The organism is Pseudomonas sp. W2Jun17, from assembly GCF_023127795.1.
Taxonomy (GTDB): Bacteria; Pseudomonadota; Gammaproteobacteria; order Pseudomonadales; family Pseudomonadaceae; genus Aquipseudomonas; species Aquipseudomonas synxantha_A.
Window position 1 is genome coordinate 130,490 of the sequence record NZ_SPKO01000003.1, and the last position, 26,378, is coordinate 156,867.

The 26,378-nt window shown below is 61.1% G+C and carries 24 protein-coding genes; 8 read left to right on the forward strand and 16 right to left on the reverse strand.

All coding sequences use genetic code 11. The features are described from left to right. Window positions 1-1,338, forward strand: a complete 1,338-nt coding sequence (locus E4O98_RS01540; protein WP_078822676.1) for a dihydroorotase — start codon at window positions 1-3, stop codon at window positions 1,336-1,338. Here E4O98_RS01540 and E4O98_RS01545 read toward each other — a convergent pair. Continuing rightward, on the reverse strand, window positions 1,335-1,856 hold the full coding sequence (locus tag E4O98_RS01545; protein WP_005792583.1) for a DUF3617 domain-containing protein: 522 nt from the start codon (window positions 1,854-1,856) through the stop codon (window positions 1,335-1,337). The two genes, E4O98_RS01540 and E4O98_RS01545, sit on opposite strands and share 4 nt — an antisense overlap. A 130-nt stretch (window positions 1,857-1,986) precedes the next feature. Between E4O98_RS01545 and cls the strand changes: the two genes are divergently transcribed. Next, window positions 1,987-3,426: a cardiolipin synthase gene (gene cls / locus E4O98_RS01550; protein ID WP_005792584.1), complete on the forward strand. Its 1,440-nt coding sequence runs from the start codon at window positions 1,987-1,989 to the stop codon at window positions 3,424-3,426. Between the two features lie 76 nt (window positions 3,427-3,502). On the opposite strand, the gene cfaB is transcribed toward cls, so the two are convergent. From cfaB to E4O98_RS01590, 8 genes are all read right to left on the reverse strand, one after another. Beyond that, a complete protein-coding gene (gene cfaB / locus E4O98_RS01555; RefSeq protein ID WP_005792585.1) occupies window positions 3,503-4,687 on the reverse strand; it encodes a C17 cyclopropane fatty acid synthase CfaB in 1,185 nt (394 codons plus the stop codon). Window positions 4,688-4,774: 87 nt separating this feature from the next. Then, window positions 4,775-5,563, reverse strand: a complete 789-nt coding sequence (locus E4O98_RS01560) for a DNA-binding domain-containing protein (protein ID WP_148853766.1) — start codon at window positions 5,561-5,563, stop codon at window positions 4,775-4,777. Beyond that, entirely contained in the window at window positions 5,554-6,399 is an 846-nt protein-coding gene (locus tag E4O98_RS01565; protein WP_248133981.1) for a DUF692 domain-containing protein, read from the reverse strand. The genes E4O98_RS01560 and E4O98_RS01565 overlap by 10 nt, the downstream gene beginning before the upstream one ends. Window positions 6,400-6,464: 65 nt before the next feature. Continuing rightward, on the reverse strand, window positions 6,465-6,716 hold the full coding sequence (locus E4O98_RS01570; protein ID WP_078822679.1) for a hypothetical protein: 252 nt from the start codon (window positions 6,714-6,716) through the stop codon (window positions 6,465-6,467). A gap of 116 nt (window positions 6,717-6,832) precedes the next feature. After that, a complete protein-coding gene (locus tag E4O98_RS01575; protein WP_248133983.1) occupies window positions 6,833-8,719 on the reverse strand; it encodes a cation-translocating P-type ATPase in 1,887 nt (628 codons plus the stop codon). Further along, a complete protein-coding gene (locus tag E4O98_RS01580) occupies window positions 8,716-9,750 on the reverse strand; it encodes a protease modulator HflK (protein WP_248133985.1) in 1,035 nt (344 codons plus the stop codon). Before E4O98_RS01580 ends, E4O98_RS01575 begins: the two co-directional genes overlap by 4 nt. Continuing rightward, the gene (locus E4O98_RS01585; protein ID WP_164699557.1) at window positions 9,747-10,742 is read right to left on the reverse strand and encodes a protease modulator HflC; all 996 of its coding nucleotides are present in this window, start codon (window positions 10,740-10,742) and stop codon (window positions 9,747-9,749) included. The genes E4O98_RS01580 and E4O98_RS01585 overlap by 4 nt, the downstream gene beginning before the upstream one ends. 9 nt (window positions 10,743-10,751) lie before the next feature. Beyond that, entirely contained in the window at window positions 10,752-12,677 is a 1,926-nt protein-coding gene (locus tag E4O98_RS01590; protein WP_248133987.1) for a protease modulator HflK, read from the reverse strand. Between the two features lie 308 nt (window positions 12,678-12,985). On the opposite strand from E4O98_RS01590, the gene E4O98_RS01595 reads away from it, so the two are divergent. From E4O98_RS01595 to E4O98_RS01620, 6 genes are read left to right on the forward strand one after another with little or no spacing between them, the layout of a single operon-like run. After that, window positions 12,986-13,609, forward strand: coding sequence for a CDP-alcohol phosphatidyltransferase family protein (locus E4O98_RS01595; protein ID WP_248133120.1), 624 nt, complete (start codon window positions 12,986-12,988; stop codon window positions 13,607-13,609). Window positions 13,610-13,619: 10 nt separating this feature from the next. Then, window positions 13,620-15,368: a bifunctional alpha/beta hydrolase/class I SAM-dependent methyltransferase gene (locus E4O98_RS01600; protein WP_248133989.1), complete on the forward strand. Its 1,749-nt coding sequence runs from the start codon at window positions 13,620-13,622 to the stop codon at window positions 15,366-15,368. A gap of 2 nt (window positions 15,369-15,370) precedes the next feature. Beyond that, window positions 15,371-16,669, forward strand: a complete 1,299-nt coding sequence (locus tag E4O98_RS01605; RefSeq protein ID WP_248133995.1) for a phosphatase PAP2/dual specificity phosphatase family protein — start codon at window positions 15,371-15,373, stop codon at window positions 16,667-16,669. Next, complete coding sequence (locus tag E4O98_RS01610; protein WP_032878622.1) at window positions 16,659-17,102, forward strand: hypothetical protein; 444 nt, start codon at window positions 16,659-16,661, stop codon at window positions 17,100-17,102. Before E4O98_RS01605 ends, E4O98_RS01610 begins: the two co-directional genes overlap by 11 nt. A gap of 9 nt (window positions 17,103-17,111) precedes the next feature. Further along, window positions 17,112-17,732 carry a lysophospholipid acyltransferase family protein gene (locus E4O98_RS01615; protein WP_228309152.1) on the forward strand — a complete coding sequence of 207 codons (621 nt, stop codon included), beginning with the start codon at window positions 17,112-17,114 and terminating at the stop codon, window positions 17,730-17,732. A 1-nt stretch (window position 17,733) separates the two neighbouring features. Next, entirely contained in the window at window positions 17,734-18,666 is a 933-nt protein-coding gene (locus E4O98_RS01620; RefSeq protein ID WP_248133997.1) for a phosphatidate cytidylyltransferase, read from the forward strand. Window positions 18,667-18,815: 149 nt separating this feature from the next. Here the strand turns inward: E4O98_RS01620 and E4O98_RS01625 are convergent, their stop codons facing one another. The 7 genes from E4O98_RS01625 to atpG form a co-directional block, all read right to left on the reverse strand. Next, entirely contained in the window at window positions 18,816-19,202 is a 387-nt protein-coding gene (locus E4O98_RS01625; RefSeq protein ID WP_248133999.1) for a hypothetical protein, read from the reverse strand. A gap of 84 nt (window positions 19,203-19,286) precedes the next feature. After that, complete coding sequence (gene glmS / locus E4O98_RS01630; RefSeq protein WP_005792598.1) at window positions 19,287-21,119, reverse strand: glutamine--fructose-6-phosphate transaminase (isomerizing); 1,833 nt, start codon at window positions 21,117-21,119, stop codon at window positions 19,287-19,289. A 10-nt stretch (window positions 21,120-21,129) separates the two neighbouring features. Continuing rightward, a complete protein-coding gene (locus E4O98_RS01635; protein WP_032878617.1) occupies window positions 21,130-21,897 on the reverse strand; it encodes a DeoR family transcriptional regulator in 768 nt (255 codons plus the stop codon). 229 nt (window positions 21,898-22,126) lie between these two features. Next, a complete protein-coding gene (glmU, locus tag E4O98_RS01640) occupies window positions 22,127-23,494 on the reverse strand; it encodes a bifunctional UDP-N-acetylglucosamine diphosphorylase/glucosamine-1-phosphate N-acetyltransferase GlmU (protein WP_032878616.1) in 1,368 nt (455 codons plus the stop codon). Between the two features lie 123 nt (window positions 23,495-23,617). Further along, a complete protein-coding gene (locus E4O98_RS01645; protein ID WP_005792601.1) occupies window positions 23,618-24,034 on the reverse strand; it encodes a F0F1 ATP synthase subunit epsilon in 417 nt (138 codons plus the stop codon). A 44-nt stretch (window positions 24,035-24,078) separates the two neighbouring features. Further along, a complete protein-coding gene (gene atpD, locus E4O98_RS01650) occupies window positions 24,079-25,455 on the reverse strand; it encodes a F0F1 ATP synthase subunit beta (RefSeq protein ID WP_003195827.1) in 1,377 nt (458 codons plus the stop codon). A gap of 27 nt (window positions 25,456-25,482) precedes the next feature. Then, a complete protein-coding gene (atpG, locus tag E4O98_RS01655) occupies window positions 25,483-26,343 on the reverse strand; it encodes a F0F1 ATP synthase subunit gamma (RefSeq protein WP_005792602.1) in 861 nt (286 codons plus the stop codon). Window positions 26,344-26,378 lie beyond the last annotated feature (35 nt).

Genomic DNA, 26,378 nt, shown 5'->3' on the forward strand with positions numbered 1-26,378 from the left:
ATGAGTCGCCTGCTGATACGCAACGCCCGCCTGGTCAACGAGGGCCAGGTATTCGACGCCGACGTGCTGGTCGCCAATGGCCGTATCGAGAAGATTGCCGCCAGCATTGAAGGCGCTGACGAACCGGTGGAAATCGACGCCAAAGGCCAGTGGTTGCTGCCGGGAATGATCGATGACCAGGTGCATTTTCGCGAACCCGGCGCGCCAGACAAAGGCAGTTTCTACAGCGAATCCCGTGCCGCGGTGGCCGGCGGTATCACCAGCTTCATGGACATGCCCAACACCCAGCCAGCCACTTTGAACCTGCAAGCCTTGGCCGATAAGAAGCACCGTGCTGCGTTGCACTCAGTGGCCAACTACGGCTTTCACTTTGGCGTAAGCAACGACAATCTGGATATCGTCGCCGGCCTCGACCCCTGTGAAGTGGCTGGAGTCAAAGTGTTCATGGGCGCCTCCACCGGCAACATGCTGGTGGACGACCCACGTATTCTGGAACGTTTGTTTGCCGACGTGCCGACCATTCTGCTCGCGCACTGCGAACACACTCCGAGCATCCTGGCCAACGAGCAACGCTTGCGCGAGCGTTTTGGCGAGCGCATTCCCGCTGTCGCTCATCCACTGATCCGCGACGCCGAAGCGTGTTATCGCTCGTCATCGTATGCCGTGGAACTGGCCCAGCGCCACGGCACGCGACTGCACGTGCTGCACCTGACCAGCGCCCGTGAACTCGCGTTGTTCGAAGACAAGCCCCTGGCCGAAAAACACATCACCGCCGAGGTCTGCCTGCATCATCTGCTGTTCGACGATCGCGACTATCACCGCCTCGGCCACCAGATCAAATGCAACCCGGCCATCAAGACACGCGCCGACCGCGACGCGCTGCGCCTGGCGTTATTAAGTGATCGTCTGGATGTGATTGGCACTGACCATGCGCCGCATACCTGGGCGCAAAAACAATTGGGCTATCGTGAAGCACCCTCGGGTTTGCCCCTGGTGCAGCACGCCCTGCCGGCACTATTGGAGTTGGTGGCCGACGGGCATTTGCCTCTGACCACACTGGTGGCGAAAACCAGTCATCGTGTGGCCGACCTGTTTGCCATTCCTGATCGCGGTTACCTGCGTGAAGGCTATTGGGCCGATCTGGTGTTGATCAAACCTGAGCCTCAGGGCAAACCGGTCAGCAGCCAACCGATTCTCGCCCGTTGCGGCTGGACTCCCTTTGCAGAGCGCAGCTTTCGTCACAGCGTGAGCACCACGCTGGTGTCCGGCCACCTGGCCTGGCACAACGGCCAGGTGGTCGACAGTTGCCAGGGCTTGCCCCTGCATTTTCTGCGTTAAGCGCGGGGTTTGACCGTACCGCAATCGTTGCCCAGCCACTGAGCGTGGCTGTCCAGGCTGCCCTTCTGCTGGATGCCGGTGGCATTGAACGTACCGTTGACGGTGGTGGTGAATTCCTTCTGGCTTTGGAAGGTCGCTACACCAGTGCCCTGGGCTTTGGGGCAGCTGAAACGGAACTTCCATTGGTTGCCGGTCTTGTCAGTCACTTCCTGCTTGCAGCCCGATTGCGGGTCGGTCAGCGGGATGGAATCGGTGGCAACCTGGGCTGGGGTCAGGCACACCTGCACACCCTTACCGGCCATGTTGATGCCTTGCTTTTCGAGCATGGCGCGCTGTTCAGGAGTCATTTGTTGCTTGAGCTGACCGAGGATCAGCGACAGGTCCGGCAGGTCCTGGTTATCGACTTTCATATTGCTGGTGGTCAATTCCCACAAGCCCGGCGCCAGCATCTGCGCCTGCGCCGCCACCGGCAGCGACAACCCAACAACCATGGCCAAACCTAGCAGACGAGCATTCATCGGGTAACTCCTGGGTAATTGTCGGCGTTAGACGTCGTAAAGCGGCCAGTGTTGCACGGCAAATAAAATAGCGACATTCGCAGCGGTTCATGGTCTGTTACGCACTGGACTGCCTGGAGTTACGTCGTTCATGGATTTCTTTGGCCCGCACCTGCTCGCCTACTTCATTGCCACGCTGCACGTTCTCGGGAGCCTCGCCGCAATTCACGCGGTACTGACTGTCCGCACCGCCCAAGGCTCGATCGCCTGGGCCTTGTCGCTGATGTTCATGCCTTACCTGACGCTGATCCCTTACCTGATCTTCGGCCGCAGCACCTTCGACGCGTACATCCAGGCCCGTCGCCAGGCCAACCAGGAAATGCACACGGCGATCGCCGAACTGAATTGGCGCCCGTGGGTAGAGGAAGCGCTCGCGGCGCGCAACTCCAGTGCCTATGCCTCCCTGCGAGCCATGCCCAAGCTCGGGCGCATGCCGTGTCTGGCCAATAATGAAGTGCGCCTGTTGATCAATGGCGAGGCTACTTTTGGCGCGATTTTCGAGGCGATTCGCAACGCCAGGACCGCCGTGCTGTTCCAGTTTTTCATCATCCATGACGATGAGCTTGGCCGCCAATTGCAGGTGCTATTGAAGGAAAAGGCCGCCCAGGGCGTCGACATTTATGTGCTGTACGACCGCATCGGCAGCCACGCCCTACCCCATCGCTACGTACAATCGCTGCGCGACGCCGGGGTGCAGGTCAAGGCGTTCGCCACCCGCAGCGGCTGGCTCAATCGTTTCCAGGTCAACTTCCGTAACCATCGCAAGATCGTGGTGGTGGACGGTATCACCGGCTTTGTCGGCGGGCACAATGTGGGCGATGAGTACTTGGGCAAAAAGCCGCCGCTGGCGCCATGGCGCGATACCCATGTACAGGTCACCGGCCCAGTGGTGGCCTGCCTTCAGGAGTCGTTTGCCGAAGACTGGTTCTGGGCGGCGCGGCAACTGCCGCCGCTGATCCTGCCGGATGCCTACCCCGAAGACGGCGTGCTCTGCCAACTGCTCGCCAGTGGCCCGGCAGACCCCTATGAAACCTGCTCGCTGTTTTTCGTCGAGGCCATCCACGCCGCGACCGAGCGGGTATGGATTACCAGCCCGTACTTCGTCCCCGACGAAGCCGTATTCGCCGCACTGCGCCTGGCGGTATTGCGCGGGGTGGACGTGCGCCTGTTGCTGCCATCGCGGCCCGACCACCGCATCGTATATGCCGCCTCCAGCCTTTACGCCATCGAAGCCGTGCGCGCAGGTGTGCGGGTGTTCCGCTACAAGCCCGGGTTTCTGCATCAGAAGGTGGTGTTGGTAGACAGCGAAATCAGCGCCATTGGCAGCGCCAACATGGACAACCGTTCGTTCCGACTGAATTTCGAAGTGATGTTGCTGACAGTGGATGAGGCTTTCGCCAGCCAGGTTGAACACATGCTGCTGGACGATTTTGCCCTGTCCCATGAAGTCAGTCAGGAAGAAAGCCGCGAGACGCGACGCCTGCAACAGTTGGGGATGCGGGTGGCGCGCTTGATCTCACCGATTCTCTAACAGACAACGCAGGGAAAATGTGGGAGGGGGCAAGTCCCCTCCCACATTTGGATCTTCAGTGTTCTGGAAAATCGGGTCAGCGGTAGAGATCTTCCCGCGTCCACGGCAGTTCATGACCACCATCGGCATGGGGTTTGACCGCCAAGATCTGGTGCAAGTTGATCCAGCCCCGGGCAAACGCATAAGCGCAACCGGCCAGGTACAGCCGCCAGATGCGCAGCGCCTGCTCCGGCACCATCTTTGCCGCCGCTTCCAGATTGTCTTCCAGGCGCTCGCTCCAATGGTCCAACGTGCGGGCGTAGTGCAAGCGCAAACTTTCGACATCCACGACTTCCAACCCGACCTCGCTGATCTCGGCAGTCATCATCGCCAGGTGAGGCAGTTCGCCGTTGGGAAATACGTAGCGCTCGATAAACTCCCCGGCGCCTCGGCCTACCGGGCGGCCATCGGTATGTTTGGCGGTAATGCCATGGTTCATCACCAGGCCGCCTTCACGCACGGCACCGAACAGGGTCTGACAGTACTGTGCCAGGTTGGCGTGGCCGACGTGTTCGAACATACCCACGCTCACCACTTTGTCGAAGCGGCCATCCTGGGGCAGGTCGCGGTAGTCGAGCAGTTGCAGGTCGACCTGATCCTCCAGGCCTTCGGCTTTCACCCGCTCCCTGGCCAGCGCCAGCTGTTCCTTGCTCAAGGTGATACCAAACACCTTGACTCCGAATTCCCGCGCCGCAAACCGCGCAAGCCCGCCCCAACCACACCCAACGTCGAGCAGGTACTCGCCCGGCTGCAGCCGCAGTTTGCGGCACAGGTGACGGAATTTGTCTTGCTGGGCCTGGTCGATGGATTCGCTGCCGGTTTCGAAATAACCGCAGGAATACGCCATGTCCTGATCCAGCCATAGTTGGTAGAACTCGTTGGACAGGTCGTAATGGTAGGAAATGGCCGCCGCGTCGGTGGCCTTGTCGTGGATCGAGCGCACCGGACGGCTGCCTTCGTCGTCATCGATCAAGGCGTGGCTCAACTCGTCACATACCCTGATCACCTCGGTGATGGAGCCTTCCAGCTCCAGTTTGCCTTCGACGAAGGCTTCGCCCAGTGAATCGAGCGTTGGGTGGGTCAGCTTGGACACCATCGTGGGGTCCTTGACCACAATCGTCACACTGGGCTCAGGACCCAAGTTGAATTCATGGCCGTCCCAGAGTCGAAGACGCAACGGTAGCTGAAGATTCTGTAAGGCCGGTGGAAGTTGCGCGAGCATGAGTAATCCCCCCTTGTTTCAGACGTCTGGAGTGAGGGTAGACCATCCGAAGACAAAGTAGGAGGCTATCGATTTAATAGCACGTCTCTATGGGGCTCGGAGTTCAAGCAAACCGTCCTGGATCCACTGTTTCAGCCATGTGGCCGCTTGCAGCGACGCACCCTCTGAATAAGTGACTGCCAACTCTGCGCACAGTTCTGAAAAATTCCAGCCGGTAGTCACCATCCCTGCCAGTGCACAGGCCTCGTCCGGCTCCAGGCTGCGGTAGTGACACACATTCTGATGACGCCATACCAGGCAGATTTGCATCGGGTCCAGCGCCTTGCTGCCGGGAAAACCCGATGCATCCTTGCTGGCTCGCCAGATCGCCACCGTGTTGAAACGGCACAGCAAATGCTGCACTGAAGGCGCCAGGCTTACCTGTAGCGCCGGCCAGTCCCCAGGCGCCAATTGCGCCATGTCATTCACGGTCAGCGGCGTACCCTGGGGTGCATCGAACGCCAGGGTAAACGCCCACTCCAGGCGCGCCAACTCAGCCAGCGGCGCACTGTGTTCTGCGACCAAGTGCTCAAGGATAAACATCGAAAAGCGCTCACCGAGCCAACGCAGGCTGTAGTGGGCCGAGGGGTAACGGCGAATGTAGGCTTCGCTCAGCGCGGCAAATTCATCATCCCCCAGCCAATATCGGATAGCGCTGAAGTCATGGCACAGCACTTCCTTCAATCGCGACAGATAGGCGTTGTGGTAAATCGCCAGGCCGGTGTCCACATCCAGGGTCGGCCCCCCCAGCAAGGTGGCGGCAAAGCTGCTGTTGGCCGCGCAAGGTTCAGATAACAGGTGCTCTTCAAAAGCCAATTGCCAGTCGATCAGGCGCATAGCGATTTCCTGGCCAGGGCACTGGCTGCCAGCTCGCGGGCCTTGCTCAACTCAGTGAGCAATTCTTCGAACGGCGGGAAATGATCATCGCGCTCCAACAGCGTCGACACCGGCCCCAAATGCTCCAGGGTCTGTTGGTAAAGCGCCCACACCGGGTCGCACACGGGATGGTCGTGGGTGTCGACCACATAGTCGCCGTAGTCCATATGCCCGGCCAGGTGCAGTTGGCGGATGCTCTCGGGCGGCAGGTTGCGGATAAACGTCCAGGCATCAAAGCCATGGTTACGCGCACTCACATACACATTGTTCACGTCCAGCAGCAACTGGCACCCGCTCAGGTGGGCCAAAGCGTTGAGGAACTCCCACTCGGTGAACTCATCAGCCTTGGAGCGCACATAGCTGGAGACGTTTTCCAGCACCAGCGGGCGCTGCAACACGTCCTGCACCTGACGCACACGACCGGCCACGTGATAGAGGCTTTCTTCGGTGTAGGGCAGCGGAAGCAGGTCATGCAGCTGATGCGCGCTGCCGCGGCTCCAGCACAGGTGATCGGAAATCCAGGCCGGCTGGATGCGCTCGGAGAGCTGTTTGATTTGCGCAAGGTAATCGGTATCGAGGGCATGGGGCCCACCGATGGACAAGGACACCCCGTGCATTACCACGGGGTAACGCTCGGTTATCGCATCCAGGTAGTACAAGGCTTTGCCGCCCTGCACCAGATAATTCTCGGAGATCACTTCGAACCAATCCACGGCCGGCGACTGTTCGAGGATCTGCTGGTAGTACTCTCTGCGCAACCCCAGGCCGTAACCGAGGCTCGAAAAAGAAGTGGGCATAAGACGCTCCAGGAAAAGTGTCCGCAGCGACGGGGGGCGGTCGCTGCGGTTGCACTCGGTTGCCGTTACTCGCCGACGGTACCGCCCTTCTCGTCGCACATCGCCTTGCTCATGGACAGGAAGCCCTGGCCTTTGCAGGAACCTTGACCTTTGCACGCGTGATCTTTGGTCTTGCAGTCGTTCTGCCCTTTACAAGCGTTGACGCCATAGCAATGCACAGTGGCATCGGCTGCGTGTGCCTGGGTGGCCACACCGGCAAACATAGTGGCGGCAGCCATCGCGAGGGCGGCGCCAGCAGCAGCGGATTTAATGCTCATTGTTGTATTCCTCATGATCAGTGGTGAAGTCGGTCCGAACGGATTGTTCAGTCTCGACACACCACTAGAGTGAGGCCCCCCATCGGCGTTACAGCCGTGTGCAAATATTTCTGAAATTATTCATCAAGCTTCAACAGCGGCTCCTGGAAGCGTAATAACCGCCCAGCGTTACCCAGCACCAGCAAGGTACTGAGGTTATGCAGCACCGCCGCAATCATGGCACCCGCCGCGCCCAGCCAGCCAAAGGCCGCGAACACCACAATGGCCAACGTCCAGCCCAGGCCGATGATCACGTTCACCTGCAACGTCTGCCGGCACTGGCGGCTCAAGCGCACGCAGGTACCCAGGCGGCGCAAGTCGCTGCCGATCAACACCACGTCCGCCGATGCGAGTGCGATATCGGCACCGCCCGCCCCCATCGCCACACCAACCACACCGGCCTTGAGCGCCAACGAATCATTGATGCCATCGCCCACCACCATCGGCCGGAAGCCGCTGCTGATTTCACCCAGCACGCGGTTGAGCTTGTCTTCCGGCAAGGCTTGGGCTTCGACATCACTGATGCCCACCTCCAGCGCCAGGCTGTCGGCCACGCTTTGGCGGTCGCCGGTCAGCAGCAACTGGCGGCCCAGGCCCAAATCACGCAACTCTTGCAGGGCCTGGCGCGCCTCCGGCTTGACGCTGTCGGCCAGCAACAGCCAGGCCAGGAACTCGCCGTTCAACGCCAACCCGGCAATAGGGCCGTCATGGCTGGGAACGCCGCTGGTGACGATGCCCAATTGTTCGAACAACTCCGGCCGCCCCAGCGCCGCTTCGCCCTGTTCGGTCTGTGCGACCACGCCCAGGCCCTGACGCTCGCGAATGTCGGTGAGCGCCAGTAACTGCTCCTGAGTCGCCAACCCCGCCAACGCTCGGCTGACCGGGTGACTGCTCGCCGAGCCGAGGCTGGCCGCCAGGTTCAGCAGCTCCTGGCGATCCGGTGCGGTGGTCTCGATGGACTGCAAACGCAGGGTGCCAAAGGTCAGGGTGCCGGTCTTGTCGACCACCAACGAGGTCAGGTCAGCCAATTCTTCGAGAAACGCCGAGCTGCGAATCAGAATCCCATGACGCGCCGCCACGGCGATCCCGGCAATCGCCGTGGCCGGCGCCGACAGCACCAAGGCACACGGGCACGCCGCCACCAGCACCGCCAGCATCGCCTGCGCATCGTTGGTGACGAACCAGGTGACCGCCGCCAGCAACAGCACCAACACCATATAGCTACCGGCATAACGCTCCAGCAGCCGCGTGATCGGCGGCTTGGAGCGCTCGGCGTTCTGCATCAGTGCGATGACTTTGCCCAGGGTCGATTCGTTGCCAGTGCGCGTCACTTCAAGGCGCAGCAGACCATCAAGGTTGATCGCGCCACCAAACACCTGCACACCCGCGCTGGCTTCCAACGGCACCGACTCACCGGTGATTGGTGCCGTGTCCAGGCTCGCCTGGCCGGACAGCACCACGCCATCGGCCGGCACGCGGTCGCCGGCGCGCACTTCGACGATATCACCGGGGTTCAGCGTGGCGTTATCCACTTCGGTGATGGTTCCGTCAGCCTGTACCAAACGGGCGTGACTGCGGGTGAGTTTGCCCAGGGCATGGATCGCCTCCTGGGAGCCGATCACGCTGCGCTCTTCCAGCACATGGCCGAAGATCATGATGATCGGCAACAACGCGGCGGTGAGCAGATCGCCGGTGGCCCAAGCGCCAAGCATGGCCAGGGCAATCAGTTGGTCAGTGATGCCGTGCAAGCTGGGAAAGCGCAGGCTGTACCAGGCCGAACGCATTACCGGCACCGCCACCAACAGCGATGCCACCCCCAGCAGCAATTGGCTCACGCCGTTCTGATCCGGCGCCAGCCAGAGCCATACCAGGCCCAGCACGAGCAACCCAAGGGCGAGCATGGCCAGGGTCAATTGCCGGGCAGCGCTGCGCTGTTCGGCCGAGGTCAGCATGGGTGCGCTCATTGTTCGGCTCCCTGGATGATCAAGCGGGAGTCGTCTTTGGGGTCGACGGTGGTCACGGAACCCGCCTGGCCGAGAATCTTCGGCAGGCGTTCGCGGTACAGGCGCAACAGCAAGCCGGGGTCTTTGACCTGGGCGAGGCTGGCGACGGTAGCGGTTTGCGCCTGGGCATTGGCCAAGCGTTCGCTGGCCTGGGCGTGGGCGACTTGCACCTGGCGGTCAGCCTCCTGATTCGCGGTCTGGGTGAGTTTTTCCGCTTCGGTGCGGGCGTTGGCCACCGCTTTATCCGCTTGCTGGCTGGCAGTCAGCACTGCGTTGAAGGCATTCACCGCCGGGCCCGGCAGGCTCGATTGCACATCGACGCGGGTGACTTCGATGCCCAGGCCCAAGCCGCTGGCAGCCAACTCGGCCAGGCGTTTATTGATGCCTTGCACCAGATCGCCGCGCAGGCGCTCGCGGCGTTCGGCGGCGCCGTTGTCGCTGCCGATCAGTTCCGGGCGTGCTACCAGGATGGTGTCCAGATCCCGCGCTGCCGTCAGGGCTACGGCACTGCGCGTCACCAACCGATCCAGCGCGGGCAACACGTGGTCGCCCTGCAACACGAAGGCATAGGGCTGGGTCACCTTGTAGAACACCCGCACATCCAACTGCACCACCCCGGCATCGCCGGTCAGCAGGTAGCCGGAACCGGCCAGGGCATCGCTCAACGGCGTAGCGAAACTGGCCACGCGATCAGCCTGCAACGCCGCATCGGAACGCAGCAGGTTCTCCACTCGGCGCTCGATCACCCGGTCCGCCGCCGGCAACAACACCACCTTCTCGAACGGCTGCGGCCAGGCCAGCAACAGCCCGGCGTTCTGAATGCGATCAAGGGCGCCGAAGTGCAGGACCACCGCGCGATTCTGCGGGTCGATCTGGCGCACATTGGAAAAGGCCCAGGCCAACGCCGCCAACACAGTGACCGCGTACAGCGCCAGGAAGGTCAGGCGCCCGGCCTGAATCCAAGGGCTGTCGGGACTGCCACGTTCGCTCATGGCTGGATGTCCTTCGGCCCATCCACCAGGGCGCGGAACGGCGCGGCGTCGGTGCGCAGGATGATTTTGGTACCCGGCGTGACCACCGTGCCCAAGGTATCCAGCGAGCGCAGCAGGTTGTACAGCTGCGGATTACCCGCGTAGGCACGGCCATAAATCTGCGCGGCTTCTACCCGCGATTGCGCTTCGATATCGGCGGCTTTCACCGTCGCATCGGCCTGCACAATGCGCGCATCACGCTCGGCGGCGGAGCGGATTTGCGCCGCTTCGCGCTTGCCCACGGCGGTGCGTTCAGTAGCGATGGTTTCCCGCTCGGCGCGCATACGATCAACCGTGGCGGTGAGTGTCACCGAAGGCAATGTCAGGCGCTCGATGCCGACCTGCGCCACGCGCACGCCGTAGGTGGCGAGCAATTGTTGATCAATCTGCTGGCGCAACTGCGCTTCAAAATCGGCGATGCGCACTTGGCTGGCGTCGGTGTTGATCAAGCTGGACAGGTCAAAGCTGGCCGCCGTGGTTTCCAGCGCCGAGCCGACGAAGGTGCGGATCTGCCGCGCCGCTTCGTCCGGCTGGTTCTGCACTGCGCGCATGAAGCGCTGCACATTGTCGGCATCGCCCTGCACCTGCCACGCCACATAGGCCTGCACGATAATCCGCAGGCCATCGCGGGTGCCCACATCCTGCAAGCCGCTGGACGTGGTGCGCAGGCGCAGGTCCACCGGGATCGCCGCTTCGAATGGCGCCGGCCAGCGCCAGCCCAGGCCCGGCTCCAACAGCACTCGCGCGGGGTTGCCGAAGCGGGTAATCACCGTGGCCTCGCCGGAGCGCACCTGCACCAGGCTCGCCGCTGCCACGGCAAACAGCACCAGTAACGCCGCCCAGGCCATGCGCCGCCAAGGGAAAGGCCCGGCCGCTTGTTCATCACCATGGTGGTGATGGTGGTGGCCGTGATGATGGTGATGACCGTGATCGTGAGAATGAGCGCTCAACAGACAGACTCCTTATTGAACGGCTTTGCGCGGCGCCAGTGGATCGGCGGGCAAAGTAAAAGAACGCAGATCAATCGTCGGCGCACTGTCGGCGCCCAAACGATGATCCAGAATAAGCAGCTTGGCGTGGGCCAGGCCCAGGCTCAGTTGGCTCAGGTACTGTTCCAGCACGAAAGCCTGGCCCGCAGCGGCATAGGCTTTTTGTTCGGCGGCAAAGCGCAGGTTCGCCGCTTGCGCGCCGGCATTCACTTCGCGGGCGCCGGCCTGGGCCTGATCACGGACGGTGCTGGCTTGCAGCAGCGCCTGGTTGGTCTGCTCGCTGGCCGCGCCACGTTCACGGGCGATCAGTGCCTGGGCGCCGATCTGGGCGGCTTGCACACCGTGGTAAGCATTGGCGGCGCCAGCCGGTGGGTGGATCGCTTCAACCACCGTGGCGAGGATTTCCACCCCGCTGTCGAGGGTGTGCAGGTCTGCTTGCACCGTGCGGCCAATCTCGTCGGCGAGGCTGGTGCGTTGTTCACCGAGCAATTCGTCGAGGGTGCGCGAGGCAAAGTCATGCACCAGGATGCGGCTGGCGGTGCTGCGGATCAGGGTAGGTATGTCCGCGCTGTTGTAAGTGGCGGCAAGCGCAGCCTGGTCGGTGAGGCCGATGCGGTAGACAAATCGCACGTCCATGTTGACGATCTGGAAGCCCTGCTTATCGCCGCTGCTGCTGGCGATGACCTGGGATTTGTCATTCACATGGCTGGCGTCCCACAGGCGGTTGGCAATCAACGGCGCCGGGCCTTCGGCAGCGGCCAGCTCCGGTGTGGCGGCTTCGCTGACGCTGGTCGCCAACTCATGCACCACGCCGTTCTCCACGTTGAGTACGCGACCCAGCGGCCACGGCAAACCCGTATGCAGGCCGGGGCCGAACACCTCGACCGGTTTGCCGAAGCGCTCATAAATCCCACGCCCTTGCAGGGGGACTTCATGCACGCCGGTCAGCGCCCAACCTACCGTCAGCACCACCAGCAACACCGGCAGGAAAGCCCGGCGCATGTAGGTGAAGGCCCAGATCTGGCGCAGGTCGATGCCAAAACGGTTGTGCAATTCATGCTGCAACGCCAGCAACGGTTGTGGCGGCCAACGCAGCAGGCCGGCGATAAAACTCTGCGCCATCAAGCGCGGCTCAAGGCGCGGCTGGCGCGGGCTGAACAGCGACAGCACGCCCCGCAGCAGGAACTCCAGCGCCACCAGCGCCGGCAACAGGCCGACGAGTGTCGCCAGACGCAGCGGCCACACCGACTCGGCATTGGCAAACAACAGGCAGATGGCACTCAGCACCAGGCAGATAATCGCCACCCGACTCAACTGCGCCAGCTGTGAAGCTTCCGGCCACTGGGCGGCGGTTTCCTGGGCCAGGCGACGTTCGAACACCAGCAAGCCAAAAGCCAGCCCCAATGCCAGCGCCGCACCGATACTGGCGGACTGACCGATGGCCGCAGCAGGCAAGGCCAGGTCCCAGAACTGGATAACGCTGACCAACGCCATCAACGACCAGCCGGCCAACCACAGCACCGGTGCGCCAACCTGTGCCAGCAGGCCGTTGCCGAAACGGTTGATCAGCCCCTTGTGCCAGGCAGTGGGCTCAATGGGTTGCTCAATCAACTCAGCGCTCGGCACCTCCATCGCCTGGGCACGCCAATCAGCCACCCACCAGGCCGACTGCAACCCGGCCACCAACAGCAGCAGGGCCGAAGCGCAGTTGATCAACACCACCGGCCAGATCGACAGTGGCGCAAACAACGCCACGAACAGCGCCAACACCCATCCGCTGATCGCCAGGGTCGTCAGGCTGATACCCGCTTGGCGTAACCGACGGGCATGGAACAGCCCTTGCTGAAAACGCGCCAGGCCTTCTACGGAGGCGCCGTCAGCTTCTAAATCCACCTGCATCCGCTCAATGCCCACTTGCACACAATTCGTTACGATATAACACGAAGCGTGAAATTTTTGTTCGCTTTTGCATCCACTCTGAATCCCTTGTGGGAGGGGGCTTGCCCCCGATGGCAGTGTGTCAGTCGACTGATTAGTTACTGATACACCGCAATCGGGGGCAAGCCCCCTCCCACATTTGTTTTGCTGTGCTCTCTGGAGTGTGACTAACCCCCTATAAACACGAGCCATCACTGGTGTCGGCTGCGATTAATCGGCACACTCCGAAACAGCTTTTCGCGGGTTCACGGACAAGGAAGCGCCACCCCATGATTTCCATCTACCAACTCAAACCGCGGTTTCAAAACCTGCTGCGCCCGCTTGTGCAGCGCCTCTACGACAACGGCACTACCGCCAACCAGATCACCGTGCTGGCCGGCGTTATTTCCCTGCTGGTGGGGTTGTTGATCGCAGGCTTCGCCCAACACCTCTGGCTGTTTGCGCTGATTCCTTTATGGATGATCGTGCGCATGGCCCTCAACGCCATCGACGGCATGCTCGCTCGGGAATTCGGCCAGCAGTCACGCCTCGGCGCTTACCTCAATGAACTGTGCGATGTGATCGCCGACAGCGCGCTGATCCTGCCCTTTGCCCTGATCCCCGGCGTGAGCCCGGTGCCAGTGGTGCTGGTGACACTGCTTGCGGTCTTCAGCGAGTACGCCGGTGTGTTGGGGCCGATGGTGGGCGCATCGCGTCGCTATGACGGGCCGATGGGCAAGAGTGATCGGGCTTTTGTACTGGGTGTACTGGCCACCGGCGTGGCGCTGGGCTGGCTCGGCGCCGGTTGGGTCGAGGCGGTGATGTGGCTGGTCGCCGCCATGCTCGCCTATACCTTGGTCAACCGGGTGCGCCAGGGCCTCAAAGAACAGCCACAAACTCCCCCTTCTGCATAAGGAATTTGCGATGCGCGAACAGCAAGAGCACACCTTCAGTACCCATGATGGCGTCGAGCTTTTCTACCGGCACTGGCCGGCCACGGCAGACGCCGGGCCGCGCAAGGCAATCCTGTTGTTCCATCGCGGCCATGAGCACTCCGGACGTATTGCCCACCTGGTGGATGAACTGGACTTGCCGGGGTTTGATTTCTTCGCCTGGGACGCCCGCGGCCACGGCCAATCCCCCGGCGAGCGCGGCGACAGCCCCAGCTTTGCCACCAGTGCCCGTGATGTGCAGACCTTCTGCGACCATATCGGCGCCACCTACGGCATCGAAGAGCAAAACCTGGCCGTGATCGCCCAAAGCGTCGGCGCGGTGATCGCGGCCACCTGGGTCCACGATTACGCGCCAAAAATCCGCGCCCTGGTGCTCGCCTCGCCCGCCTTCAAGGTCAAGCTGTACGTGCCCTTCGCCCGCCCGGGCCTGGCCTTGATGCGCAGGTTTCGCGGCAACTTTTTCGTCAACAGCTACGTCAAGGCCAAGTTCCTCAGCCATGACCCGGAACGTGTGGCGTCCTACGACAGCGACCCGCTGATCACCAAAGCCATCTCGGTGAATGTGCTGCTGGGTCTGTACGAAGCGGCCGACCGGGTTGTAGCCGACGCCCAGGCGATCCAGGTGCCGACCCAGTTGCTTATCTCCGGCTCCGATTTTGTGGTGCACCGTAAACCCCAGCAGCAATTTTTCGACCGCCTCGGCAGCCTGAAAAAAGAGCTGCATATCCTCCCTGGGTTTTTCCACGACACCCTCGGTGAACGTGACCGAGCCGTGGCCGTGAGCAGCGCCAAACGCTTTATCCTGCAGAACTTCGTACACCCGCTGGACCGCGCCTCTCTACTGGACGCCGACAAACTTGGCGCCACCTGCGCCGAATCCGAATCCCTTGCCGCGCCACTGCCACGCAATTCCCTGCGCGACCTCTACTGGCGCATGACCCGCGCCAGCATGGGCCTGGGCAAGAACCTGTCGGACGGCGTGAAACTGGGCTTCGACACCGGTTTCGACTCCGGCAGCACGCTGGACTACGTGTATCGCAATAAGCCTACCGGCAAGGGCGGGCTGGGGCGGATGATCGACACCAACTACCTCAACTCCATTGGCTGGCGCGGTATTCGCCAGCGCAAGCTGAACGTCGAGGAACTGCTGCGCCTGGCCATGACCAAGCTGCGTGACGAGCACCGCGAGGTCCGTATCGTCGATATCGCCGCCGGCCACGGCCGTTACATCCTTGAAGCCTTGCAGGGCGTATCGCCGTTGCCGGAGTCGATCCTGCTGCGCGACTACAGCGACATCAACGTGCGCGACGGTGGCGCGCTGATTCGCGAGAAGGGCTTGGGGGACATCGCCCAGTTCATCAAAGGCGATGCGTTCGACCGCGCCGACCTGGCTGCCCTGGACCCCAAGCCGACCTTGGCCGTGGTGTCCGGGTTGTATGAGTTGTTTGCCGATAACGCCATGGTCGGTGGTTCACTGGCGGGGCTGGCCGACGCCGTGGAGCCGGGGGGTTACCTGGTCTACACCGGGCAGCCGTGGCACCCGCAGTTGGAGCTGATTGCCCGCGCGCTCACCAGCCACCGCCAGGGCCAGGCCTGGGTGATGCGTCGGCGCAGCCAGGCGGAAATGGACCAGTTGGTTGAAGCCGCGGGCTTTCGCAAGATCACCCAGCGCGTGGATGAGTGGGGCATTTTCACTGTGTCCCTGGCACAGAAGATCTGAACATGCGCGAACCCGGTTTATTGAAACCAGCGGTGCTCTGGCTGCTGCTGTTGGCGCCGCTGTTTTTCAGCACCTACGGCTTCGCCACCTGGGTCACCAGCCAGCGCAGCGACGTCGGCACGCTGGTGTTCGGCTGGGAAAGCCATATGCCGTTCTGGGCCTGGACCATCGTGCCCTATTGGTCCATCGACCTGCTCTACGGCTTCTCTCTGCTGCTGCCCAATACACGGCATGAGCTGAAACAACATGCACTGCGCCTGCTGAGTGCGCAGGTGATTGCCGTCAGCTGCTTCCTGATCTGGCCGCTGCGCTTCACCTTTGAGCGGCCAGAGCTGGACGGGGTGTTTGGCTGGCTATTCGCGGTGCTGGCCGGTTTCGACAAACCGTTCAACCAGGCACCTTCGCTGCATATCGCACTGCTGGTGATCCTGTGGGTCATGTACCAGCGGCACACCCAGGGGGTCTGGCGCTGGGTGGTGAACGGCTGGTTTGCGCTGATCGGCATCTCGGTGCTGACTACTTATCAACATCACTTTATCGACTTACCCACAGGCGCCCTCGCGGGGTGGCTGTGCGTGTGGTTATGGCCAGTGGAGCACCCGAGCCCATTGTTGAGTGCGCAGTTGACGCGGGATACCCAACGCTGGCGCCTGGCTGTGCGCTACGGGCTGGGCACGCTATTACTGCTGGCACTTGCCCTGGTACTGGGCGGCGGCTGGCTGTGGCTGCTGTGGCCAGCGGTTTCCCTGGGTTTGATCACCGCCAACTACCTTGTGATCGGCGCGTCGGGCTTTCAAAAACGTGCGGATGGCCGCCTTACGCCTGCAGCCCGCTGGTTGTATGCGCCTTATTTAGCGGGTGCGTGGGTCAATTCGCGGCTGTGGACACGCAAACATCCACAGCCGGACCTGATTGTGGATAACGTCTGGCTGGGGCGCATTCCTACGGCCAGCGAGCAGGGCTCGCTCAGGGCCATTGTCGATCTGTGCGCCGAACTGCCGATTAATCCACTGGGCCGCGCTTATGCCTGCGTGCCGGTACTGGACCTCGTCACCCCGACAGCCGACGAATGCCTGGAAGCCGCACACGCCATTGAACGCCTGCGAACGAGCGGCCCCTTGCTGGTGTGCTGCGCCCTCGGTTACTCCCGTAGCGCCACTGCTGTCGCCGCCTGGCTGCTGAATACTGGCCGAGCCGCCACGGTCGATGAAGCACTGGCTATTATTCGTACAGCACGGGCCACTGTGGTCCTGCACCCCGCACACCGTAAAGCGTTGGAGGGTTTGCACCATGCACCCTGATATGGAACTCCAGATAGTTGCCAGCCTGCTACGCCGTGGCCGTTCCCTGGATCAGTTATCCACAGGCCTGACGTTGCTCGGCATACTGTTCGGCCTCGCCCAATTGTTGTTGGCCAGTATCTCGACGATCTGCCTGCTGCTGGCCCTGTGGATGATCGTGCTGGGCCTGCTGCAAAAGTACTGGGCGCTGCGAGTGGCCTTCGACGCCGACCTGTTCGCCATGCTGGCCCGCGACGTTACCCGCACTCCAGACCTTGACCAGGCCCTGCAAACCCTCGGCCTGCAATCGTCCAAGCGAGCCGGTCGGCCGTGGACCGAACGCCGCCGTGGCGCCCTTAAACTGTTGCGTAAACAAGCCTGGTTGCTGGGCGCGCAAGCGCTGCTGACCTTGGGCGTCATCCTCGCCAGCCCTTGGCTGCCTTTCGCCGGATAAGGAATTCCCATGTTCGAACCCGTGGTCGCCACGCTGATTACCTCCATGGCCCGCACCGTCACCGGCGCTCGCAGCCTGTGGCTGGGGTGCGCGCCAGTACCGGTGCAACGCATCTATTTCGCCAACCACAGCAGCCACGGTGACTTCGTGCTGGTGTGGGCGTCGCTGCCGCAGAACCTGCGCAAATTCACACGCCCGGTGGCCGGCAGCGATTACTGGAACAAGAGCGCGCTGCGCCGCTACATCATCAACCGGGTGTTCAATGGCGTGCTGATCGACCGCGAGCGCAAAGAGCCTGTGGATAACCCATTGCTGCCCATGCTCGCGGCTCTGGAAGGCGGTGACTCGCTGATCATTTTTCCTGAAGGCACGCGCAATCTGGAGGATGGCTTACTGCCGTTCAAAAGCGGTTTGTATCACCTGGCAAAAAGTTACCCACAGGCCGAGTTGGTCCCCGTGTGGATAGCCAACCTCAACCGGGTCATGCCCAAGGGTCGCGTATTGCCACTGCCGTTGTTATGCACAACCAGCTTCGGTGCGCCCCTGCAATTGGGGGAAGGTGAAGACAAAGCCGCATTCCTCGCCCGTACCCGCGATGCCCTGCTCGCCCTCGCCCCGGAGCACTCCTGAAATGGATAGCCAAACCCTGATGTTGTTCGGCGGCATCGGCGCGATCCTGGTCATCGCCTCGCTGATCGGCCTGATCCTCAAGCTGCGCACCCGTGGCAGCCCCAACGCAGTCATCGACAACCTCAACGCCCGCATCAACGCGTGGTGGGTCATGGTGGTAGTGATCGGCGTTGCCTTCTGGCTCGGCACCGGCGCGGTGATCCTGCTGTTCTACGCGGTGTCGTTCTACGCCCTGCGCGAATTCCTCACCCTCACCCCGACTCGGCGCAGCGACTACCCGGCCCTGGTGGCCGCGTTCTACCTGGCCCTGCCACTGCAATACGTGCTGATCTACGCCGACTGGTACGGGCTGTTCTCGATCTTCATTCCGGGGTACGTGTTTTTGCTGCTACCGATCCTCGCCTCCCTTGGCGGCGACAGCACACACTTCCTGGAACGTGCCTCGAAGGTGCAATGGGGGCTGATGATCGCGGTGTTCTGCGTGTCCTTCGTACCGGCCCTGCTGACGTTGGACATCCCCGGCTACGAAGGCCGTAACCTGTTGTTGATCGCTTACCTGGTGATCGTGGTGCAACTCTCGGACGTGCTGCAGTACGTATGCGGCAAGCTGTTCGGCAAACACAAGATCGCGCCTAACCTGTCACCGTCGAAAACCGTGGAAGGTTTTGTCGGCGGGATCCTGTTGTCTTCACTGATCGGTGCAGCGCTGTGGTGGACCACGCCGTTCAACCCTTGGCAGTCGTTCCTGATCGCGCTGCTGATCAACTTGCTGGGCTTTGCCGGCGGGATTGTGATGTCAGCGATCAAGCGTGACCGCGGCGTGAAGGACTGGGGGCACATGATCGAAGGGCACGGTGGGATGTTGGATCGGCTGGATTCGGTGTGCTTTGCGGCGCCGATTTTCTTTCATCTTGTGCGGTACTGGTGGACCTGACCCCATCCCTTTTTCAGCACCAATGAAGATCAAAATGTGGGAGGAGGCTTGCCTCCGATAGCGGTTTGTCAGTAACTGCCTATGCTGGCTGATACACCTATATCGGGAGCAAGCCCCCTCCCACCTTGGACTTGTGGTGCTTTCAGGGTTTAAGCAAAGTCTGAAACTGGTGCAGCAGTGATCTCGACATAGCTAGACTCCCCTCCGCCTATCGCACCCGATAGCCAGCCCCAAACGAAACTCAGCGTGGTGCGCCCGGCGTGATCCACGCCTACCGTGCCACGTGACCACCCCGCGCGCAGTTCACCTTCCAGGGTTACGCACTGAAATAGCAGCTCGATGGTCTCTGCACCGGTCACCCGCCCGACCTGCGTGCCCACGTGAATTCGGCCACCCTGGTAAGTGCTCGAAATCACGCCGTCTTTGATTTGGTAATGAAACACGGTGCCAGTACCGGACAATCCTTGGGCGTTATTCGCGACTACGAATCGACGATCGTGCAAACGTGCGTGGACAGTTGCAGAACGGTGTTGCATCAGTACGCATCCTTGAATTAAGCGAATCCAAAACGTAAAAAAGGGGCTGTTGAAAACAGCCCCTTTTGGGTACGTCAGTAAGCCTTACTCCACCGTCACCGACTTAGCCAGGTTACGCGGCTGGTCAACGTCGGTGCCTTTGAGCACGGCGACGTAGTACGACAGCAACTGCAGCGGGATGGTGTAGAGGATCGGCGACAGCGTGTCGTGAATGTGCGGCATGTTGATCACGTGAGTGCCTTCGCCATTGGTCATGCCCGCCTTCTCGTCTGCGAAGACGATCAGTTGGCCGCCACGGGCGCGTACTTCCTGCAGGTTGGACTTGAGCTTCTCCAGCAGTTCGTTGTTCGGCGCGACGGTGACCACCGGCATGTCGTCATCCACCAGGGCCAGTGGGCCGTGCTTCAGCTCACCGGCCGGGTAGGCTTCAGCGTGGATGTACGAGATTTCCTTGAGTTTCAGCGAGCCTTCCATTGCCACGGGGTATTGCGCGCCACGGCCCAGGAACAGGGTGTGGTTCTTGTCAGCGAACAGCTCGGCGACTTTTTCCACGGTGCTGTCCATGGCCAGGGCTTCACCCAGGCGGGTGGGCAGACGACGCAGTTCTTCCACCAGGGTGGCTTCGACACCTTCGGCGAGGGTGCCGCGCACTTGGCCAAGGGACAGGGTCAGCAGCAGCAGGCCCACCAGTTGAGTCGTGAAGGCTTTGGTGGAGGCTACGCCGATTTCGCGACCGGCTTGGGTCAGCAGGGTCAGGTCGGATTCACGCACCAGGGAGCTGATGCTGACGTTGCAGATGGCCAGGCTGCCGAGGAAGCCCAGCTCCTTGGCGTTGCGCAGGGCAGCCAGGGTGTCGGCGGTTTCGCCGGACTGGGAGATGGTCACGAACAGGGTGTCTGGCTGCACCACCACTTTGCGGTAGCGGAACTCGCTGGCGACTTCGACCTGGCACGGGATGCCGGCCAATTCTTCCAGCCAATAACGCGCGACCATACCGGCGTGGTAGCTGGTGCCACAGGCAACGATTTGTACATTGCGCACTTTGGCGAACAGTTCGGCGGCTTGCGGGCCGAAGGCGTTGACCAGCACCTGGTTCTGGCTCAGGCGACCTTCCAGGGTGCGTTGCACCACGGATGGTTGCTCGTGGATTTCCTTGAGCATGAAGTGGCGGAACTCGCCTTTGTCGGCGGCTTCGGCACCGTCGCGGTATTGCACGGCTTCACGCTCGACCGACTGACCGTCAACGTCCCAGATCTGTACGCTTTCACGGCGGATGTCGGCAATATCGCCTTCTTCCAGGTACATGAAACGGTCGGTCACCTGGCGCAGGGCCAGTTGGTCGGAGGCAAGGAAGTTCTCGCCCAGGCCCAGGCCGATTACCAATGGGCTGCCACTGCGCGCGGCAACCAAGCGGTCAGGCTGGCTGGCACTGATCACGGCCAGGCCGTAGGCGCCGTGCAGCTCTTTGACTGTGGCCTTGAGGGCCGTGGTCAGGTCACTGTGGTCTTTGAGCTTGTGGTTGAGCAGGTGGGCGATCACTTCGGTGTCGGTGTCCGAGGTGAACACGTAGCCCAGGCCCTTGAGTTGCTCACGCAGCACTTCGTGGTTTTCGATGATGCCGTTGTGCACCACCGCCAGGTCACCGGAAAAATGCGGGTGGGCGTTGCGTTCGCACGGCGCGCCGTGGGTGGCCCAACGGGTGTGGGCGATACCCAGGCGACCCGCCAGAGGCTCGCCGGCCAGAGCCTGGTCCAACTCGCTGACCTTGCCCGGGCGGCGCATACGCTCCAGCTTGCCGGCGTTGGTGAAGACAGCCACGCCTGCGCTGTCATAGCCGCGGTATTCCAGGCGCTTGAGGCCTTCGATCAGGATAGCAGTTACGTTACGTTCGGCGACTGCGCCAACAATTCCACACATGGTGTTTCTCCTAGATGACTGCCGCGCATATCAGCGTAATGCCGCGGGCTTGGATCTGGTCGCGGGCCTCAAGTGGCAGGCGATCATCGGTAATAAGGGTATGGACGCTGCTCCAGGGCAGCTCCAGGTTGGGGATCTTGCGGCCAATCTTGTCGGACTCGACCATCACCACCACTTCACGGGCGACCTCAGCCATCACACGGCTCAGGCCCAGCAGTTCGTTGAAGGTGGTGGTGCCGCGCTGCAAGTCGATGCCGTCGGCGCCAATGAACAACTGATCGAAATCGTAGGAACGCAGCACCTGCTCGGCGACCTGCCCCTGGAACGAGTCCGAATGCGGGTCCCAGGTACCGCCGGTCATTAACAGCACCGGTTCATGTTCCAGTTCGCTCAGGGCGCGGGCCACATTCAAGGAGTTGGTCATAACCACCAGCCCGGGTTGATGACCGAGTTCCGGAATCATGGCGGCGGTGGTGCTGCCGCTGTCGATGATGATGCGCGCATGTTCACGCAAGCGCACCACGGCCGCACGCGCGATGGCACGCTTGTAGGCCGAGATGGGCTGGGCGGCGTCGCCTACCAGCTCTTGGGGCATGGTGATTGCGCCACCGTAGCGACGCAGGAGCAGGCCGTTACTTTCGAGGGCGGCCAAGTCCTTGCGGATGGTGACTTCCGAAGTTTCGAAACGCTTGGCCAGTTGGTCCACGCTGACTTCGCCCTGCTCATTGAGCAAGGTCAGGATATTGTGGCGCCGCTGGGGAGTATTTCGTTTCGACATGGCAGTGATAAGTTTCGTTCCGAAAGATAACGAAGGCAATCAAAACCTATTGGCGAAAGATCGTCAAGCTGGGGCGATAACTATTTTTCGAACAACACCGGCAAATGTGGGAGGGGGCTTGCCCCCGATGACGGTGTGTCAGTCACCTGATGAGTTGACTGGTCCACCGCTATCGGGAGCAAGCCCCCTCCCACATTGGAGTTTTGACGCTGCCAAGGCTGTGGACAACTCAGGTCTTCTTGATTTTGACCGGGCGTTTCCAACCGTCGATATTGCGTTGACGGGCGCGGGCTACCGCCAGCTGGGACTTATCCACATCCTGGTTGATGGTCGAGCCTGCCGCCGTATTTGAACCATCGCCAATGGTGACGGGTGCAATCAGCGAGTTATTGGAGCCAATGAATACATCTTCACCAATCGTCGTCTGGTACTTGTTGGCGCCGTCATAGTTGCAGGTGATGGTGCCGGCACCAATGTTGGTGCGGGCGCCGATGACGGCATCGCCCAGGTAAGTCAGGTGACCGACTTTTGCACCTTCGCCGAGGTGTGCGTTTTTCAGTTCGACAAAGTTACCCACATGGGCCTTGGCCCCCAGCTCGCTACCTGGACGCAAGCGCGCAAACGGCCCCGCATCGCTGCCCTCACCCATCACGGCACCGTCGACATGGCTGTTGGCCTTGACGACCACGCCTTTGCGCAAGGTGCTGTCCTTGATAACGCAGTTCGGGCCGATGACCACATTGTCTTCAATGATCACCCGGCCTTCGAGGATCACGTTGATATCGATCAGCACGTCGCGGCCTACTGTTACGTCGCCACGCACATCGAAACGCGCCGGGTCACGCAGGGTCACGCCCTGGGCCATCAGACGCAGGCCTTCACGCAACTGGTAGTGACGCTCCAGCTCTGCAAGCTGCTTGCGGTCGTTGGCGCCCTGCACTTCCATCGGGTCGTGGGGCTGCTCAGTGGCGACCACCAGGCCATCGCTGACGGCCATCTCAATGACATCGGTGAGGTAGTACTCGCCCTGGGCATTGTTGTTGGACAGACGGCTCATCCAGTCGCCCAGCTTATCGGCAGGGACGGCAAGAATGCCGGTGTTGCCTTCGGTAATGGCGCGCTGGGCTTCACTGGCGTCCTTGTGCTCGACGATCGCGGCAACCTTGCCGTCGGCATTGCGCACGATGCGGCCATAGCCGGTAGGGTCGTCCAACTCAACGGTGAGCAAGCCCATCTGGCCAGGCACTACGTGCTTGAGCAGTCGTTGCAGGGTTTCTACTTCAATCAGCGGTACATCGCCATAGAGGATCAGCACCGTGTCGGCGGTAATGAAGGGCACAGCTTGCGCGGTAGCGTGGCCGGTGCCCAGTTGCTTGTCTTGCAATACGAAATTCAGATCGTCCGCAGCCAGACGCTCACGGACCACGTCTGCACCGTGGCCAATCACCACATGAATACGTTGCGGGTCCAATTGCCGGGCGCTGTGGATAACATGACCCAGCATGGAGTTACCCGCGACCGGGTGCAGCACCTTGGGCAGGGCTGAACGCATACGGGTGCCCTGGCCTGCGGCGAGAATGACGATTTCAAGAGACATGAATGGCTACCAATCCTGGGCGGTCCGGGTTCAGACCAAAGAAGTGTTTTGCAAAAAAAGAAAAAGGGTAGCCGAGGCCACCCTTTTTAATCAATCACGCATGAAGTGTAACGGCAAGGCCGCTTACTTCTTGCGGATCTGCTGGAGCGTGCGCAGCTGAGCTGCAGCCTCGGCCAGACGAACTGCAGCAGCGCTGTAGTCGAAGTCTGCGCCTTTTTCGTTCAGGGCCTTCTCGGCAGCCTTGACGGCTTCCTGAGCGGAGGCTTCATCCAGGTCGCCAGCACGTTGCACGGTGTCGGCAAGTACCTTGACCATGTTCGGCTGAACCTCGAGGAAACCACCAGAGATGTAGAACACCTCTTTTTCCCCGCCTTGCTTGGTCAGAGTGATCGGACCTGGCTTCAAGCTTGTGATCAGCGGGGCGTGACCCATGGCGATACCAAGATCACCCAAGTCGCCGTGCGCTGTTACAAACTCGACCAGACCGGAGAAAATTTCCCCTTCCGCGCTGACGATATCGCAATGGACTGTCATAGCCATCTGATTGCCTCAACCTGATGAGCGCCCGTTGCCGGGCGCCTGGATTACAGTTTCTTGGCTTTCTCGATCGCTTCTTCGATGCCGCCGACCATGTAGAACGCTTGTTCTGGCAGGTGGTCGTAGTCACCGTTGAGGATGCCTTTGAAGCCAGCAATGGTGTCTTTCAGGGAAACGTATTTACCCGAGGCACCGGTGAAGACTTCAGCCACGAAGAACGGCTGCGACAAGAAACGCTGGATCTTACGAGCACGGTTTACCAACTGCTTGTCGGCTTCCGACAGCTCGTCCATACCCAGGATCGCAATGATGTCCTTCAGTTCTTTGTAACGCTGCAGCACGTACTGAACGCCGCGAGCGGTGTCGTAGTGCTCCTGGCCGATCACGTTCGGATCCAGCTGGCGCGAAGTCGAGTCGAGTGGATCGACCGCTGGGTAGATACCCAGGGAAGCGATGTCACGGGACAGAACGACGGTGGCGTCCAAGTGGGCGAAGGTGGTGGCTGGCGACGGGTCGGTCAAGTCATCCGCAGGTACGTATACCGCTTGGATCGAGGTGATCGAACCTTCCTTGGTCGAAGTGATACGTTCTTGCAGAACGCCCATCTCTTCAGCCAGGGTCGGCTGGTAACCTACTGCAGAAGGCATACGGCCCAGCAGTGCGGATACTTCAGTACCGGCCAGGGTGTAACGGTAGATGTTGTCGACGAACAACAGAACGTCGTTACCTTCGTCACGGAACTTCTCGGCCATGGTCAGGCCAGTCAGTGCTACGCGCAGACGGTTTCCCGGCGGCTCGTTCATCTGACCGTAAACCAGTGCCACTTTGTCCAGAACGTTGGAGTCCTTCATCTCGTGGTAGAAGTCGTTACCCTCACGAGTACGCTCACCCACACCGGCGAACACGGAATAACCGCTGTGCTCGATGGCGATGTTACGGATCAGTTCCATCATGTTTACGGTCTTGCCTACACCGGCACCACCGAACAGACCGACTTTACCGCCTTTGGCGAACGGGCAAACCAGGTCGATAACCTTGATGCCGGTTTCCAGCAGGTCGTTGCCGCCCGCTTGTTCTGCGAACGAAGGTGCTGCGCGGTGAATGCCCCAGCGCTCTTCGGTAGCGATCGGGCCAGCTTCGTCGATCGGGTTGCCCAGTACGTCCATGATCCGGCCCAGGGTCGCTTTACCGACCGGTACGGAGATGGCAGCGCCAGTGTCGACAACGTCCAGACCGCGCTTCAAGCCTTCGGTGGAACCCATCGCAATGGTACGAACTACGCCGTCGCCCAGCTGTTGCTGAACTTCCAGGGTAGTTTCCGCGCCTTGTACTTTCAGCGCGTTGTAGATGCTCGGTACGCTGTCGCGTGGAAATTCCACGTCGATAACGGCGCCGATGATTTGAACGATACGTCCGCTACTCATAGCTGGATCCTCTGAATATTTGAACCGTTAAACCGCGGCAGCGCCGCCGACGATTTCCGAGATCTCTTGGGTGATCGCAGCCTGACGCGCCTTGTTGTAGATCAGCTGCAAATCGCTGATCAGATCACCGGCGTTATCGGTAGCGTTTTTCATCGCGATCATCCGCGCCGCTTGTTCAGCTGCGTTGTTCTCGACCACCGCCTGGTACACCTGCGACTCCACGTAGCGCACCATCAAGCCATCAAGCAGCTCTTTGGCGTCTGGTTCGTAGAGGTAGTCCCAGTGGTGCTTGAGTTCCTGATCCGGAGTCGCCACCAGTGGAATCAATTGCTCCACGGTTGGCTGCTGGGTCATGGTGTTGATGAACTTGTTGGATACCACGGAAAGGCGGTCAATACGGCCTTCCAGGTACGCATCCAGCATCACCTTCACACTGCCGATCAAATCATTGATCGACGGCTCTTCACCCAGATGGCTGATAGCTGCAACGACGTTACCGCCGAAGTTGCGGAAAAAGGCCGCACCCTTGCTACCCACCACACACAGATCGATCTCGACGCCGTTTTCGCGGTTTACCGCCATGTCCTTGACCAGGGCCTTGAACAGGTTGGTATTCAGACCACCGCACAAACCACGGTCACTGCTCACTACCACATAACCTGCACGCTTGACGGCGCGCTCGATCATGAACGGGTGGCGGTATTCCGGGTTGGCGTTGGCCAGATGCCCAATTACCTGGCGGATACGCTCCGCATAAGGACGGCTAGCAGCCATGCGCATTTGTGCCTTGCGCATTTTGCTGACCGCCACTTTTTCCATGGCGCTGGTAATTTTTTGCGTGCTTTTGATGCTCGCAATCTTACTGCGAATCTCTTTTGCGCCTGCCATGTAACACCTATCAGGTTAGCAAGCGGGAGCCTTGC

Excerpts from the sequence above, each read along its gene's own strand:
- E4O98_RS01540 (WP_078822676.1), top strand. The coding sequence starts at position 1 with ATGAGTCGCCTGCTGATACGCAACGCCCGCCTGGTCAACGAGGGCCAG.
- E4O98_RS01545 (WP_005792583.1), bottom strand. The coding sequence starts at position 1,856 with ATGAATGCTCGTCTGCTAGGTTTGGCCATGGTTGTTGGGTTGTCGCTG.
- cls (WP_005792584.1), top strand. The coding sequence starts at position 1,987 with ATGGATTTCTTTGGCCCGCACCTGCTCGCCTACTTCATTGCCACGCTG.
- cfaB (WP_005792585.1), bottom strand. The coding sequence starts at position 4,687 with ATGCTCGCGCAACTTCCACCGGCCTTACAGAATCTTCAGCTACCGTTG.
- E4O98_RS01560 (WP_148853766.1), bottom strand. The coding sequence starts at position 5,563 with ATGCGCCTGATCGACTGGCAATTGGCTTTTGAAGAGCACCTGTTATCT.
- E4O98_RS01565 (WP_248133981.1), bottom strand. The coding sequence starts at position 6,399 with ATGCCCACTTCTTTTTCGAGCCTCGGTTACGGCCTGGGGTTGCGCAGA.
- E4O98_RS01570 (WP_078822679.1), bottom strand. The coding sequence starts at position 6,716 with ATGAGCATTAAATCCGCTGCTGCTGGCGCCGCCCTCGCGATGGCTGCC.
- E4O98_RS01575 (WP_248133983.1), bottom strand. The coding sequence starts at position 8,719 with ATGAGCGCACCCATGCTGACCTCGGCCGAACAGCGCAGCGCTGCCCGG.
- E4O98_RS01580 (WP_248133985.1), bottom strand. The coding sequence starts at position 9,750 with ATGAGCGAACGTGGCAGTCCCGACAGCCCTTGGATTCAGGCCGGGCGC.
- E4O98_RS01590 (WP_248133987.1), bottom strand. The coding sequence starts at position 12,677 with ATGCAGGTGGATTTAGAAGCTGACGGCGCCTCCGTAGAAGGCCTGGCG.
- E4O98_RS01595 (WP_248133120.1), top strand. The coding sequence starts at position 12,986 with ATGATTTCCATCTACCAACTCAAACCGCGGTTTCAAAACCTGCTGCGC.
- E4O98_RS01600 (WP_248133989.1), top strand. The coding sequence starts at position 13,620 with ATGCGCGAACAGCAAGAGCACACCTTCAGTACCCATGATGGCGTCGAG.
- E4O98_RS01605 (WP_248133995.1), top strand. The coding sequence starts at position 15,371 with ATGCGCGAACCCGGTTTATTGAAACCAGCGGTGCTCTGGCTGCTGCTG.
- E4O98_RS01610 (WP_032878622.1), top strand. The coding sequence starts at position 16,659 with ATGCACCCTGATATGGAACTCCAGATAGTTGCCAGCCTGCTACGCCGT.
- E4O98_RS01615 (WP_228309152.1), top strand. The coding sequence starts at position 17,112 with ATGTTCGAACCCGTGGTCGCCACGCTGATTACCTCCATGGCCCGCACC.
- E4O98_RS01620 (WP_248133997.1), top strand. The coding sequence starts at position 17,734 with ATGGATAGCCAAACCCTGATGTTGTTCGGCGGCATCGGCGCGATCCTG.
- E4O98_RS01625 (WP_248133999.1), bottom strand. The coding sequence starts at position 19,202 with ATGCAACACCGTTCTGCAACTGTCCACGCACGTTTGCACGATCGTCGA.
- glmS (WP_005792598.1), bottom strand. The coding sequence starts at position 21,119 with ATGTGTGGAATTGTTGGCGCAGTCGCCGAACGTAACGTAACTGCTATC.
- E4O98_RS01635 (WP_032878617.1), bottom strand. The coding sequence starts at position 21,897 with ATGTCGAAACGAAATACTCCCCAGCGGCGCCACAATATCCTGACCTTG.
- glmU (WP_032878616.1), bottom strand. The coding sequence starts at position 23,494 with ATGTCTCTTGAAATCGTCATTCTCGCCGCAGGCCAGGGCACCCGTATG.
- E4O98_RS01645 (WP_005792601.1), bottom strand. The coding sequence starts at position 24,034 with ATGGCTATGACAGTCCATTGCGATATCGTCAGCGCGGAAGGGGAAATT.
- atpD (WP_003195827.1), bottom strand. The coding sequence starts at position 25,455 with ATGAGTAGCGGACGTATCGTTCAAATCATCGGCGCCGTTATCGACGTG.
- atpG (WP_005792602.1), bottom strand. The coding sequence starts at position 26,343 with ATGGCAGGCGCAAAAGAGATTCGCAGTAAGATTGCGAGCATCAAAAGC.